The 13426-nt window shown below is 67.9% G+C and carries 13 protein-coding genes; 11 read left to right on the top strand and 2 right to left on the bottom strand.

Annotated features, from left to right (window positions below):
• Positions 1-28: 28 nt before the first annotated feature.
• Positions 29-1009, bottom strand: a complete 981-nt coding sequence (locus K5L49_RS14715; protein WP_223693858.1) for an adenosine deaminase — start codon at positions 1007-1009, stop codon at positions 29-31.
• A complete protein-coding gene (locus K5L49_RS14720; RefSeq protein ID WP_223693860.1) occupies positions 1006-1953 on the bottom strand; it encodes a nucleoside hydrolase in 948 nt (315 codons plus the stop codon). The genes K5L49_RS14715 and K5L49_RS14720 overlap by 4 nt, the downstream gene beginning before the upstream one ends.
• Positions 1954-2047: 94 nt before the next feature.
• Between K5L49_RS14720 and K5L49_RS14725 the strand changes: the two genes are divergently transcribed.
• From K5L49_RS14725 to K5L49_RS14775, 11 genes are all read left to right on the top strand, one after another.
• Positions 2048-2959 carry a carbohydrate kinase family protein gene (locus K5L49_RS14725; protein WP_223693862.1) on the top strand — a complete coding sequence of 304 codons (912 nt, stop codon included), beginning with the start codon at positions 2048-2050 and terminating at the stop codon, positions 2957-2959.
• A 10-nt stretch (positions 2960-2969) separates the two neighbouring features.
• The gene (locus tag K5L49_RS14730) at positions 2970-3869 is read left to right on the top strand and encodes a nucleoside phosphorylase (protein WP_223693863.1); all 900 of its coding nucleotides are present in this window, start codon (positions 2970-2972) and stop codon (positions 3867-3869) included.
• 90 nt (positions 3870-3959) lie between these two features.
• Positions 3960-5315: an ABC transporter substrate-binding protein gene (locus K5L49_RS14735; RefSeq protein ID WP_223693865.1), complete on the top strand. Its 1356-nt coding sequence runs from the start codon at positions 3960-3962 to the stop codon at positions 5313-5315.
• Positions 5316-5382: 67 nt separating this feature from the next.
• The gene (locus tag K5L49_RS14740) at positions 5383-6309 is read left to right on the top strand and encodes a carbohydrate ABC transporter permease (RefSeq protein ID WP_223693867.1); all 927 of its coding nucleotides are present in this window, start codon (positions 5383-5385) and stop codon (positions 6307-6309) included.
• Complete coding sequence (locus K5L49_RS14745) at positions 6306-7130, top strand: carbohydrate ABC transporter permease (RefSeq protein ID WP_223693869.1); 825 nt, start codon at positions 6306-6308, stop codon at positions 7128-7130. Before K5L49_RS14740 ends, K5L49_RS14745 begins: the two co-directional genes overlap by 4 nt.
• A gap of 1 nt (position 7131) precedes the next feature.
• Positions 7132-9219 carry an ADP-ribosylglycohydrolase family protein gene (locus K5L49_RS14750; protein WP_223693870.1) on the top strand — a complete coding sequence of 696 codons (2088 nt, stop codon included), beginning with the start codon at positions 7132-7134 and terminating at the stop codon, positions 9217-9219.
• A gap of 24 nt (positions 9220-9243) precedes the next feature.
• On the top strand, positions 9244-9681 hold the full coding sequence (locus K5L49_RS14755; protein ID WP_223693872.1) for a secondary thiamine-phosphate synthase enzyme YjbQ: 438 nt from the start codon (positions 9244-9246) through the stop codon (positions 9679-9681).
• Positions 9681-10586 carry a PfkB family carbohydrate kinase gene (locus K5L49_RS14760; RefSeq protein WP_223693873.1) on the top strand — a complete coding sequence of 302 codons (906 nt, stop codon included), beginning with the start codon at positions 9681-9683 and terminating at the stop codon, positions 10584-10586. Before K5L49_RS14755 ends, K5L49_RS14760 begins: the two co-directional genes overlap by 1 nt.
• Before the next feature lies 1 nt (position 10587).
• Entirely contained in the window at positions 10588-11553 is a 966-nt protein-coding gene (locus K5L49_RS14765) for an SIS domain-containing protein (protein ID WP_223693875.1), read from the top strand.
• Between the two features lie 93 nt (positions 11554-11646).
• Positions 11647-12447, top strand: a complete 801-nt coding sequence (locus tag K5L49_RS14770; RefSeq protein ID WP_223693877.1) for a GntR family transcriptional regulator — start codon at positions 11647-11649, stop codon at positions 12445-12447.
• Between the two features lie 84 nt (positions 12448-12531).
• Entirely contained in the window at positions 12532-13410 is an 879-nt protein-coding gene (locus K5L49_RS14775) for a siderophore-interacting protein (protein WP_223693879.1), read from the top strand.
• Positions 13411-13426: the final 16 nt, after the last annotated feature.

The raw sequence follows: 13426 nt of genomic DNA on the forward strand, positions 1-13426 counted from the left end.
TCATCGGTGGTGAGGGCGACGAGAGGGTTCACGCCCCCGCCCGGAGCAGCTCCTTCTTGCGGTCGTCGCTGAGGAAAGACGCCTCGATGGAGGTGCGGGCGAGCAGGGCGAGTTCGTCGGCGGTCAGGGAGAAGGCCCGGCGGGCGGCCTCGACGTTGTCGTCGAGGTAGCCGCCGAAGTAGGCGGGGTCGTCGGAGTTGAGGGTGACGCGCAGGCCTGCGTCGAGCATCTGCCGCAACGGCAGCTCGGCGAGATCGTCGACCACCCGCAAGCGTTCGCTCGACAGTGGGCAGACGGTGAGCGGGATGCGGTCGGCGACCAGACGCTGCACCAGCCTCGGGTCGTCGAGTGCGCGGATGCCGTGGTCGATGCGTTCCGCGCCGAGAAGGTCGAGGGCTTCCCAGATGTATTCGGCGGGGCCCTCCTCGCCGGCGTGCGCCACGCGGTGCAGGCCGGCCTCGCCTGCCCGTTCGAAGACGGAGCGGAACAGGCTCGGTGGGTAGCCGACCTCGGCGCTGTCGAGCCCGAGCCCGATCACCGGGACCCCGGAGTCGAGCACGGCGTCGAGCATCCGTTCGGCGGAGTCGACGGGTTGGTCGCGCACGACGCAGGCGATGATCGAGGCGGAGATGCCGTGCCGTTCGGCGGCCTCGTCGATGGCGCGCTGGAGCCCGCGGAGCACAACCCGTTCGGCGATGCCGCGCTCGGAGTGGGCCTGCGGGTCGACGAACATCTCGACGTGCGCGATCCCGGCCGCGGCCGCCCGGTCGAGGTAGGCCTGGGCGAGGAGGGAGAAGTCGTCTTCGGTCCGCAGCACGACCATGTTGGCGTAGTACAGGTCGAGGAAGGATTGCAGATCGGTGAACCGGTATTTCGCCGCGAGTTCGGCTTCGTCGGCGTACGGCAGTTGCAGCCGTTGCCGCCGCGCGAGGTCGAAGATCGTCGCGGGTTCCAGCGTTCCCTCGATGTGGAGGTGCAGTTCGCAGAACTGCGGGCGCGGGGCGGTCACGAGGCGAGCTCCCGGGTTACGAGGTCGAGGAACCGACCGTAGTCGAGGTCGGCGGCGACGGTGATCTCGGGCAGGTCGGTCCACTGGTGGTGCATCCGCCGGTCGACGACCGTCATTCCGCGGGTGAGGCGGTCTTCGGTCGCCACATCGCAGCGCAGGGTGGTCGTGGTGACGAGGCTGTCGTCGATCGCGGCCGCCACAGCGACGCTGTCGATCAGGGAGCAGTACGACTGGTATCCGCGACCGTTGACGAACTCGACGACGCGCACGGCGAGGGCGGCCTCCGGCGTTGTCGAGGCCCGGAGGGCGTCGAGGTGTCCGGGGGTGAAGTTGATGCTCGGATGCGTCGCCACGTCGAGCCCGATGGCCAGCAGGTCGAAGCCGGCATTGAAGACGAGGTGGGCCGCCTCCGGGTCGACGAAGATGTTCCATTCGCTCACCGGGTTGTCGCCGGTCGCCTGCGACCAGGCGTACGGTGTCTCGCCGAAGGAGCCTCCGATGATGATCAGGCGGTCGACTTTGCTCGGCAGCTCGGGGTCGATCGCCAGCGCCTCCGCGATGTTGGTCAGCGGGCCGAGCGCGCAGATGGTGATGTCGCCGGCGTGTTCCGCCACGGTGTCGACGATCAGCTGGGCGGCCCCGCGGCCGTCGAGGATGCGTTCCGAGGTGGGGAGGTTCGACTCGGCGAGTCCGTCCGAGCCGTGGGAGAAGGGGTCGGACGGGTAGGAGCCGCCCGACGGCATGAGCGGTCCGCGGGCGACGGGGATGGCGGGCGCGGCGAGCAGGTCGAGGACGCGGAGCGCGTTGGCCGCGGTGCGGTCGGCCGGCAGGTTGCCGGTGACGGCGGTGATCGCCCGCACGGTGAGGGCGCTCGACTTGAAGGCGAGGGCGATGGCCAGGGCGTCGTCCATGCCGGGGTCGGTGTCGATGAGCACGTTCTTCATGCCTTCTCCTTCGAGTGCTGGTGCCGGCTCGCTATCCGAGCAGGTCTATGGGTAATGTAAGCATAACAATAAGAGGACTAGCCAAAGGAGGCTCATGGGCACGACGGCGATCCTGTCCCATATCGTGATCGACGAGATCCGCACCCCGGCCTCCGAAGAGCCTGTGGTGGAGGTCGGCGGCGCCGGTGCCTATGCGGCCGTCGGCGCCAGCCTCGCAGGGTCGCCGGGGAGCTCGGCTCTGGTCGCCGGCATCGGGCGCGACGACCAGGAATCCCTCTCGGCCTGGTGCCGTGACCGCGAGATCGATCCGGCGGGCCTGTTCGTCGTCTCGGAGGCCAGTCCGCGCACACGGATCGAGTACTTCGCCGACGGGGAGCGCGTCGAGACCCCGGTGTACGGCCTCGAGCACTTCCACGCCCACACCCCGTTGCCGCGGCACATCCCGTACGAACCCGACAGGATCGCCGCCGTCTACCTTTTCCACGCGCACGAGGATGCGTACTGGGCCGAGGTCGCGGACTATCGCCCCGCATTCGGAGGTCCGCTGCTGTGGGAGATCTCGAGCGACTCCTGTCTTCCCGAGCATCTGGCGACGGTCCGCGAGCGTCTCGCTTTCGTGGATGTGCTCTCCCTCAATCGCACGGAGGCGCTGTCTCTCTTCGGTGTCGCGACCGTCGATGAGGTGACGCGGTTGCTCGGCGGCCTCGGCATCCCTGTTCTCCTGCGCCTGGGCTCCGAGGGCTCGCTCGTCATCGACGGCGACGATGTGCACCGCGTCTCGCCGGTGACAGTGACGGTCGCCGACCCGACCGGCGGAGGCAACAGCTATTCGGGAGCCTTCCTCGCCTCCTATGCGTCCTCCGGAGATCTCGGAGCCGCGGCGTCGGTGGCGGCTGCCGCCGCGAGCCTCGTGATCTCCCAGCCCGGCGCCCCGCTCGTTTCCGACCGTGCGCGCTCGTGGGTCGCCGAGGCGGCCCGGAGCAATCCCGCCACGTCCATTCGATGAAAGGAACCACATGACCGACACCTGGGACCCCTCCGCCCTCTACGACTCGTACGCTTACGCGGCGAACCTGCCCAAGCGGGGCCTCCTGGTCGAGGGGCGGCCGGCCCTCTCGCAGTTCGACCCCGCCCGGGTGGCGCGGTATGTCCTGCTGCTCGTTCGCGACCCGCTGTGCGCCTACGACGACGACCCGGCGACCCAATTGGCTCACCGGCTGGATGACGCCGAGCAGATCGGCCGCTCCGGGATGTTCACCAGCTGGACCGGAACCTACCGCGGCGTGCCCGTCACCGCCATCTCCGGGGGAAGCGGCTCGCCGGAGGCGGAGCTGATCATGCATGAGCTCTTGGAGTTCACCGAAGCGGACACGTTCCTCCGTGTCGGCGGCTCGGGCGGCATCCATCCCGCCGTCGTTCCGGGGGAAGTGGTGATCACCTCCGGCGTCGTGCGCGACGAGGGGATGACGCGTGCCTACGTGCCGGCGTCGTATCCGGCGGTCTCCTCGTATGAGGTCGTCGTCGCCCTGTCGCGGGCTGCGGAGCGCACCGAGCGTCCGTACCGGGTCGGTGTGACCCGGTCGAGCGACAGCGACTTCTGCGGGGTCGGCCGGCCTTCCGTCGGCGGCTACTTCCAGCCGTGGCACACCGACATCCTCGACACCTGGGCGCGGGCGGGGGTGTTGAACGGTGACCGGGAGTCGGCTGCCGTGGTCACTCTGGCCGCCCTGTTCGGCAAGCGCGGTGGCTCGGTGTGCTCGGTCGCCGACAATGTCATCGCCGCTGCGCCGTTCGTGGCGGGTGCCGGCCACGCGGCCGCCACCGAGATCGCACTCGAGGGCATCGTCGAGCTGGCGGCGATGGATGCGGCGGTTGCGGCTCAGGGGCGTGCGCGCTGGGTCCGCGACGGCGATTGACACATAGGTATGAAGGTTATAGAGTCCATACAACCAAACCAATGTGACGCAGCGACGCGTCGCATCGGACCCGAGTGGAGGAGCTTGGCAATGAAACGAAAGAGGCTCGTCATCGCTGCGGTGAGTATCGCAGCCGCAGTGGCCATGACCCTGGGAGGATGCGCCGGAGGCGGCGCAGCGGGAGGCCGTCAGACCCTTCAGCTGTGGTTCTGGGGTGCACCGCCCCAGCAGCAGCAGACGATGAAGAAGGTTCTCGTCGACGACTTCAACGCGTCACAGGACAAGTACACCCTTCAGGTCACGTTCAACAACGCCGTTGACAAGAACGTCCAGGTCGCGCTCAGCGCAGGCAAAGGGCCCGACATCGTCTACGGCTCCGGTCCGGCCTTCGCCGCACAGTACGCCGCCCAGGGCAAACTCGCCGACATGACCCCGTACGCGAAGAAGTACGGCTGGGAGGATCGCATCCTCGCCCCGATGTACCAATCCGGCACCGTCGATGGAAAGCTCTACTCGCTGCCGAACTCGATCGAGGACATCGGCGTCTTCTACAACAAGAAGGTGCTCGACAAGCTCGGTGTCGCCGTGCCCAAGACCTACGACGAGTTCGTCAAGGTCATGGACAAAGCCGCTGCCGCGGGTCTGTACTCGTCGGTCACGGGCAACCAGGGCTGGAAGCCGGTGAACCAGAACTACATCTCGCTCTTCCTCTCGCAGGTCGCCGGAGGCAAGGCCATGTACGAGGCCCTCCAGGGGACGATCCCGTGGACCGACCCGCAGTTCGAGAAGGCCGTGCAGGATTCGGCCGACTTCTACCAGAAGGGCTACCTGGGCGGCAAGGACTACCCGACGCTCAACTTCGACCAGTCGATGCAGCTGCTCAGCCAGCAGAAGTCGCCGTTCTTCATCGGCCCGAGCCTGGCGTTCCAGTTCGCCTCGAACTACTTCAACGACAAGACCGGGAATACCGGAGACCTCGGATACATGGCATTCCCGACCATCAACCCGAGCCTCCCCACGCCCTACTACACGCTCGGCACGACGGCGTCGCTCTCGATCAACGCGGCATCCAAGAACAAGGACGGCGCGGCCGAGGTCATCGACTACATGATGACCGACACGTTCGCGAAAGAGATGAACAAGACCTGGCCGGGCTACTGGGCCGTTCCGCTGAAGAACTTCGACCTCGACGCGAACGACTACAGCGGACTCTCCAAGCCGTTCGTCGACTCCATCAAGAACACCATCCAGGGCGTCAACGCAGGCGACTACGGGTTCTTCGCCGGCACGTTCTTCCCGCCGGCGACCGCGACGGCTTTCACGGACATCGACTCGGTGTGGCTCGGAAAGGAGTCGGCCGCCGACTTCCTGAAGGGCATCGAGAAGGTCTTCAAAGAGGAGCAGGCGAAGGGTCTCGTTCCGCCGCTGCCTCAGCCGGCCCACTAGAACAGACGCAGACGGGGGCGTGCCGGCCGACACGCGCGGCGCGCCCCCTTCATCGAAGGACACTCTCATGGTCACCACCCTCGCGCCCGCACCCGTGCGGGCGCCGGCGCGGCCCGCTCCGACCGAGCGCCGCAACAGCCACATCCGGCGTCGGAACACGATCAACTACCTCCTGATCGCCCCTGCGCTCGTGCTCTCGATCGTCGTCGTCGTCGTTCCCGGGCTCCTCACCCTCCTGTTCGCGTTCACGAACTGGAGCGGCATCGGGTTCACCTTCGACTTCGTCGGCCTCGACAACTTCCGCGACATCCTGGCCGATCCGGTCTTCGCGACCTCCCTGACGAACAACATCAAATGGCTCGTCCTGTTCCTCACCCTTCCGGCGATCATCGGGTTGCTCACGGCTGCTCTCCTCCTGCGTCGGAAGAGGATGCGCACCTTCTACCAGGTGATCTACCTGATGCCGTATGTGCTGGCCCCGGTCGTGAACGCGCTGATCTGGCAGACCATCATCTACAACCCCAACGGCGGGATCTTCGGCCTGCTGCACATCCAGCCGCCCACCGGCTCGACAGCGACGTCGCTGTACGCCGCCGCGGCCGTGGACATGTGGCACTACTGGGGGTTCCTCACGGTCGTGTACCTCGGTGCGATGCGGCAGACGCCGATCGACCAGGTGGAGGCCGCCATCGTCGACGGGGCGAATAGCTGGGGCGTCTTCCGTCACGTCTATCTGCCGAGCATCCGCCCGACGCTGCTGCTGATGGGCGTGATGACCGTGATCTTCTCCTTCCTCGCCTTCGACTATGTCTTCCTGCTCACCCAGGGCGGACCGGCCCACTCGAGCGAGGTGATGGGGACGTACGCATACGCGTTCGCGTTCTCCTCCTTCGAGTTCGGCAAGGCTGCGGCCGTCGGCTTGATCATGAGCTTCTTCGGCCTGATCGCCTCCGTCGTCTATACGCGGATCAGCAGAAAGGAACTGGCACGATGAACCGGATCTTCAAGAGCGTGACCGGAAACCTGGTGCTCGCGGTCTTCGCGATCATCGCGCTCATCCCTCTGCTGCTCGTGCTCGTCAACAGCTTCAAGACGAATGCGGAGGTGCTCGCGAACCCGTTCCAGCTGCCCACATCGTTGAGCATCGAGAACTTCATCACGGCCTGGACGTATGGACAGTTCGGCCAGGGGTTCGTCAACAGCATCCTGCTGACGGCCACCACGGTCATCGTCGTGCTGATCTGCTCCGGACTCGCCGGCTACGTGCTCGCGGGTCAGAAGGTCAAGCGGTGGCCCGCGATCATGGTCTACCTCACGATGGCCATGACCGTGCCGATCCAGCTGTTCATCTTCCCCCTCTACTCGGCCGTCGCGGCCATGAACCTCACCGACAATGTGTTCGTGGTCGGGGTGATCCTCGCCGCCATCAACATGCCGTTCGCCACCTTCCTCATGCGCACCTTCTTCCTGAACGTGCCGGCCGAGATCGAGGAGGCGGCCCTGATGGACGGCGTCAACACGTTCCAGCTGGTGCGCCGGGTGCTCCTGCCCATGGTTCGACCGGGGCTCATCACCGTCGGGGTCATCGTGGGGCTGAACGCCTGGAACGAGTTCCTGATCTCCTCGACCTTCCTGCAGAACCCGTCCGACCAGACACTCACCCTCGGCTTCCTCACGATGAACGGCACATTCAGTACCGACATCGGCACGATGATGGCCGGCGCGCTCATCCTCATTGTTCCGATCCTCGCTGTCTTCATCGCCCTCCAGCGGTTCGTTGTCGACGGTATGGCCAACGGCGCGGTGAAGGGCTGAGATGACGATCGAACTCAACGAGGACTACGCGGCGCGCGTGTACGCCGGCGTGCTCGGCAAACTCATCGGGGTCTACCTGGGGCGCCCGGTCGAGGGATGGCCCTACGACGAGATCCGGTCGCGGTTCGGCGTGGTCGACCACTACGTCAACGACGACCTCGGCATCCCGCTCATCGTCGCCGACGACGACATCTCCGGAACGTTGGCCTTCGGGCGGTCCGTCGAAGATGCGCGCGGCGCCGACATCACGCCGGCGCTGGTCGGCGAGACCTGGCTCAACTACATCATCGAAGACCGCACGATCCTGTGGTGGGGCGGCTACGGTCGCTCGACCGAGCACACGGCGTTCCTCAACCTGAAGCGGGGTGTTCCCGCACCGCAGAGCGGTTCGATCGCGCACAACGGCTCGACTCTCGCCGAACAGATCGGCGCCCAGATCTTCTCCGACGCCTTTGCGATGATGGTGCCGGGAGACCCGGATCAGGCGGTCGCCATGACCGCGGCCGCGGCCAGTGTCAGCCATGACGGCGTGGCGGTGGAGTCGGCCGGGTTCCTCGCTGCGATGCGCGCAGCCGCGTTCGAGGAGCGCGGGCTCGATCGGCTGATCGAGCTCGGCCGCGGCTATGTGACCGATGCCCGCCTGCTGCGGATCATCGACTCCGTCGTCGAGCGGGTCGGCGCGACCGACGATTGGCGCGAGGTCCGCGACTGGGTCGACCACCACTACGGTTATGCCGTCTACCCGGGCCCGTGTCACGCGCTCTCGAACATCGCGATGTCGCTCGCGGCTCTCCGTCTCGGCGGCGACGACTTCCGCACGGTGGTCGCCGTGGCGTCCTCGGTCGGATTCGACACCGACTCGAACGCGGGCACTGTGGGCGCTTTGACCGGCATCCGGCTGGGCTTGGATGCGTTCGCCGCGGTCCCCGACCTGCGCACTCCAGTGGCCGATCGGGCCATCGTCGTCAGCGCGGACGGGGGCGAGAGTGTGACAGACGCCGCGCGCGAAGCACGGCGCATCGTCGACGCCGCACGGACGCAGCGGGGGATGCCCCCGATGCCGCGGCGGGCGCGGTTCGACTTCAGCCTGCCGGGCGCCGTGCACGGTTTCGAGTCGTGCCCGTACCTCCCGGATGCAGTGGTCACCGAGGCTGTCAATCGCAATTACTCGACGGGCCCCGCCGCGCTCGAACTCCGGGTCGGAGCCGGCGAGCAGGCCGCCGTGTCCGCCCCCGTCTTCCTCGACCCGCGTGATGCGATGTCGAACTTCTCGACGCTGGCGTCGCCCACCCTCTATCCCACCGACACGATCACCGCCACGGTGAGTGCCGGTGCTTCGATGCGGGTGTTCCTCTTCGCCGTCTACCAGGACGGCGACACCGTCCACATCGAGCGGGGACCGCTGTCGTCGGTCGATGCCGGCGAGACACGGCTCGACTGGGAGATCCCGGTGGCCGGTGCCCTCATCCCGTTCCGGGTCGGAGTCGCGGCGATCGCGGAACCCGGAGCAGGGTCGACGCTGCTCCTCCACGGGATGGACTGGTCGGGTGCGCCGCGTCGCTTCCAGCAGGAGGGTATCCTCCTCGACTCCATCTGGGACACGAAACCGCAGGCGCTCGCGCCGTGGGTCAGCTCCGCGCGCAACTTCGAGGCGGACTTCGCGACGACGTACTCGGTCTCCCACCCCGAACGCGGCGGTGTCGCGACGATCGGATCGCGCGAGTGGGTCGACTACTCGGTGCGCTCGACCCTCGTCTTCTCTCTGCACGACGGAGCCGGCCTCGTGGTGCGTGCTCGGGGCCACCGCAGCTTCGCCGGTGCTGTTTTCGCGGCGGGCGAGGTGAGGCTCGTCGACCAGAACGGGCCGGAACGGCGCACGCTCGCCTCACGCTCGTTCCCTGCCCGGCTCGACCGGCGGTACGACGTCGAACTCCGATGCTTCGGCCCCCACCTCGCACTCCTCGTCGACGGGGAGCTCCTCCTCACCGCGGAGACGCCTCGCACGCTCGGCGGCGGCGGCGGATTCCTCATCGACTCCGGGACGATGTCGGCCGACGGACTCACCGTCGAACGCATCGCATCCCTCTGACCACCCCTAGGAAAGGCAACACAAATGACAACCACTGGAAAGTGGAGCAGCATCCCCGTCAATACGACGCCGGCGGCCGGGTTCGCGAACCCTGTGCACTACGTCGATGTCACCGACCAGCTCCGGGATGCAGCCCGGGGCGACCACGGCGACGGCGTGCTGCACGTCTTCCTCCCGCACACCACCTGCACCCTCATCTTCAACTCCGGCGTCGACGGGACGACCCTTCAGGACATCCGCCTGTTCATTGAATCCCAGATCCCCGTCGATCAGCCGTTCGTGCACCTCCACGACGGCCCTCAGGATGCGGCGGCGCACGTGCGCTGCGTGTTCGGCGTGCAGTCGCTCCAGCTTCCGGTCGTCGCGGGCGAACTGGGTATCGGGCACAGCCAGGGCGTCTACCTGCTCGAGATGGACGGACCGCGCGACCGCACCGTGCAGTACGCGCTGCAGACGTTCTGATGCCGAAGGTCGTCGGGGTCAGGGGAGGGCTCTCCCTCGACCACCTCGTCACCGTCGGGGCCGGAGCGCGCTTCGACGAGCTCGGCGGACCCGGACTCTTCGGAGCCCTCGGGGCCCGGCTGGTTGCCGGCGCGACCGCCGCCCTCTGCACCAACCTCCCCGCCGACGACGGGCGCTTCGCTCGTCTGTTCGGCGAGGTGGGCGTCGACCTCTCCTCGTCGGAGACGACTCCTTCGGTGCCGCGGGTCTGGATCCTGAACGCACCGGAGGGCCGGCGGATCGTGGAGACCGCCTCCGTGTCGTCTGTCGAGTTGGAGGGCGGAGAGCCACGCGAGGGTGGTTCTGAGGCTGCCGCAGTGGCGCTTCCCGCGCCGGTCGCCTTCTATGACCGGGTGGATGCTCTGCTCGAGAGTTCGCCGACCGAACGGCCGCCGGTGCGGCGGCCGATTCCGGTCGGACTCGACCCGCACCAGCTTCCCCTGAGCGTGGAGGGGATCACCTACCTCGAGCGGGTCAGCCCGACCGGCGCCGTCATCCTGCCGAGCCGCGTGCAGCTCCGGCTGCTGAACAAGGATCCGCGGGCCGCCGCGCGCGAAATGTCGGCGGCGCTCGGCCTGCCGGTGATCGCTCGGCTCGACAGCGAAGGAATGTACGTCGTCGCGCCGTCGGGCGTCTGGTCGGTGCGCGACGCCGCGGTCAGGGTCGTGGAGACGACGGGGGCCGGCGACTCCTCGGCCGCCGCGATCGTCGCGGCGCTCGCCGTCGGCGCCGATCTCGTCACGGCGGCGCAGTTCGGCGTGAGCGTCGCCCGTCTCGCCCTCTCTGATTGGGGGCACGCCGGGCTGCTCGCCTCCGACCCGCTCACCGCACCACTCAACACCATCGAATCGAACCAGGAACTTTGACATGAACTCTGATCAGTACACGCGGATCATCACCGCTCTGCAGGACTCCGCCGATGTGCGGCCGAGCATCCGCGCCGGGGCTCTCGACGGCGCCGTGTTCGTGGGCTCCGGCGACTCGCTCTCCTCGGGGCTGCTGGCGTCGGCTTTCGGCCACCGGGCGCTGTCGTCGGGCGACATCACCTGGACGGGCCGGCTTCCCGCTGGAGCGGAGATCGTGGTCGGCATCTCGCACTCCGGCACGTCCGGCGCGACGGTGCGAGCCTTGCGGCTGGCTCGTGAGGCGGGCAAGCGCACGATCGCGATCACCTCCAATCCGGATTCCCCGCTGGCGGCGGAAGCCGATGAGCTGCAGCTGGTCCCGTCGCTGGGCATCGAAGAGGTCGTGCCCGTTGCCGGCCACCTCATGCTGGGGTTGGGTGTCGCTGCGGTCTGTGGGGTCGACACGGCCGAGGCCACGAACGACCTCGCCCACGTGATCGCGGCACAGCGCGACGTCATCGATGGGGCGATCCAGGGACTTCCGGCCTCCGCGCCCACCGGGATCTCGCTGCTCACACTGCCCGAGCTCCGTGGCGCCGGCGACTTCTGGATGCTGAAGCTCATCGAGGCGACCGGGCTGACCGTTCGCACGGTCGCGCTCGAGGAGAGCGGGCACGTCGACTACTTCATCGGCCCGGATGCGCATCTGACACTTCAGCTCGTCGGCAAGGACGGGAGCGCGCGGTTCGAACGCCTGGCGGTCGCCCTGGAGAGCACGGGGCAGACCCTGCAGCGCGTCGGCCTCCTGCGCGGGGACACCGGAGCGGATATCCGTGGCTCGCTGCTGTTCGAGCTGGCCGGGGCCGCCGTCGGCACCCTTGTCGCCGATGCCGCGGCGGCGAAGTGGGGCCGACCGCCGTTCCGTGGCGGTGCGGTCAACATGGATGCGCGGCACATCAAGCTGGACGAGGAGCCCGCCGCGGTCTGAAACTGGGGGCGCGGCATCCCGCGGGATGTCGCGCCCACCAAAGGTCATGATGTTATAATCATGACATCTATTCGAAACAGTTGGGGACCTCGAATGACCGTCGAATCCGTCGCACATCCGATCGCAGCTATGGCCACGACCGTCGACCGCAAGTCGCCACTGCCCGCGTGGGCGCAGGTCGAACGAGACCTCCGATCGCTCATCGACCAGGAGCTCGAGATCGGGTCGCAACTGCCGACCGAGAACGACATGGCCACGATCTACGGCGTGAGCCGCATTACGATCCGGCAGGCGCTCGCGGCGCTGGCCGACCACGGCTACGTCGAGCGCCGGCAGGGAACGGGAACGTTCGTCGCCGATCGCCCGCGCCTCGTGCAGCACGACTTCGGGCTGATGACCCCGTGGCGTGATCGTTTCCGGGCCGCCGGCGAGACGGCCGAATCCGTGTACCTCCGGGATTCCGTGGTGGAGGACGAGCCGTACGAGGTCAGCCACGAACTCTCCGCCGACGAGCGGCTCGCGCCGCGGCTGCACCTGAAGCGCCTGCACCTGGTGAATGGCCGGCCGATCGGGCTCACCGACTCCTGGCTCGCGGGCAAGGCGGCCGACGCGTTGAGGCAGGCGCCGCTCGTCGAATCGTCGGTGTCGAAGACTCTGGAGACCTTCGGGCTCGCATCGACGCATGTCGAGCACTTTCTCGAGGTGCGTTCTGTCACCTCGACCGAGTCGGTTCTGCTGCAGACCGGGATCGACTCGCAGGTCTTCGTCGACTGGTCGATCGGGCGGCTGAACGGCGAGCTGCTGGAGACCTCACGCACGGTCTGGCTCGGTTCGCGCGTGCGTTTCCACTACGCCACCGACCTGACCGGGCTCTCGGCGTCGACCGACGTGTAGACGGTCGGTCGAGCGGGCCCGACGCATCCGTGGGCGGCACAAGGCACAGCCGGGTGCACATTCGGAGGCGATACGGTCGACGGTATGGACTCGCCCGTGAACGCCGCTCCGTCTGAACCCGTTCGCCGTGCCCGGGGGGTGCAGCACGTGTTGCGCGTGGCGGAGAGCGAACGGCTCTCGCCGCGGATGGTGCGCGTGCATTTCGAGGGCCCGGGGGTCGTCGCCCTGCTCGAGGCGGCGGATGAAGGCAAGCTTGTATCCACCGACAAGTACGTCAAGATTGCGTTCGCCCGCCCCGAGCTCGGGTTGGAGCCGCCCTACGACCTGGCGGAACTGCGGGAGCGACTGCCGGTCGAAGATCTGCCGTCGCAGCGCACGTACACCGTGCGCTCCGTCGATCGGTCGGCCGGCCGTATCGCGATCGACTTCGTCGTGCACGGCGACGAAGGAATAGCGGGACCGTGGGCGGCGCAGGCCGCACCAGGAGACCTCGTCGCTCTTTCCGGTCCGGGCGGCGGCTACACGCCGAGCGGAGACCCGGAGGTGTGGCATCTCCTCGTCGGTGACGAGTCGGCGCTGCCGGCGATCGCGGCGGCGGTGGAGGCGCTGCGACCGGATGCGCGCGGCCGGGTGGTCATCGAGGTGCACGGCCCGGAGGACGAGCTGTCGCTCACCGCCCCGGTCGGTGTCGCGGTGGACTGGCTGCACCGTTCGGTGAGCGGCGCCGGCCACGGCGAACTGCTCGTCGGCGCGGTCGCGGCGATGGCGCCCGTGACGGGTTCGGTCGGCGTGTTCGCGCACGGTGAGCGCGGCGCGATCAAACGGATCGGCGCGGTGTTGACGCGTACCTGGGAACTGGACCGCCGGGCGATGTCGCTGTCGGCCTACTGGGCGCTCGGCCGCGCAGAAGACGCGTTCCAGGCCGAAAAGCGAACGCCGGCGGGGGAGATCTTCGTCTCCTGAGCACGCTCGAGGGGAG

This window comes from Leifsonia poae, assembly GCF_020009625.1.
Classification (GTDB): Bacteria; Actinomycetota; Actinomycetes; order Actinomycetales; family Microbacteriaceae; genus Leifsonia; species Leifsonia poae_A.

Bases quoted from the DNA above. Each gene is read 5' to 3' on its own strand.
- K5L49_RS14720 (WP_223693860.1), bottom strand. From the start codon at position 1,953: ATGAAGAACGTGCTCATCGACACCGACCCCGGCATGGACGACGCCCTG.
- K5L49_RS14725 (WP_223693862.1), top strand. From the start codon at position 2,048: ATGGGCACGACGGCGATCCTGTCCCATATCGTGATCGACGAGATCCGC.
- K5L49_RS14730 (WP_223693863.1), top strand. From the start codon at position 2,970: ATGACCGACACCTGGGACCCCTCCGCCCTCTACGACTCGTACGCTTAC.
- K5L49_RS14735 (WP_223693865.1), top strand. From the start codon at position 3,960: ATGAAACGAAAGAGGCTCGTCATCGCTGCGGTGAGTATCGCAGCCGCA.
- K5L49_RS14740 (WP_223693867.1), top strand. From the start codon at position 5,383: ATGGTCACCACCCTCGCGCCCGCACCCGTGCGGGCGCCGGCGCGGCCC.
- K5L49_RS14745 (WP_223693869.1), top strand. From the start codon at position 6,306: ATGAACCGGATCTTCAAGAGCGTGACCGGAAACCTGGTGCTCGCGGTC.
- K5L49_RS14750 (WP_223693870.1), top strand. From the start codon at position 7,132: ATGACGATCGAACTCAACGAGGACTACGCGGCGCGCGTGTACGCCGGC.
- K5L49_RS14755 (WP_223693872.1), top strand. From the start codon at position 9,244: ATGACAACCACTGGAAAGTGGAGCAGCATCCCCGTCAATACGACGCCG.
- K5L49_RS14760 (WP_223693873.1), top strand. From the start codon at position 9,681: ATGCCGAAGGTCGTCGGGGTCAGGGGAGGGCTCTCCCTCGACCACCTC.
- K5L49_RS14765 (WP_223693875.1), top strand. From the start codon at position 10,588: ATGAACTCTGATCAGTACACGCGGATCATCACCGCTCTGCAGGACTCC.
- K5L49_RS14770 (WP_223693877.1), top strand. From the start codon at position 11,647: ATGACCGTCGAATCCGTCGCACATCCGATCGCAGCTATGGCCACGACC.
- K5L49_RS14775 (WP_223693879.1), top strand. From the start codon at position 12,532: ATGGACTCGCCCGTGAACGCCGCTCCGTCTGAACCCGTTCGCCGTGCC.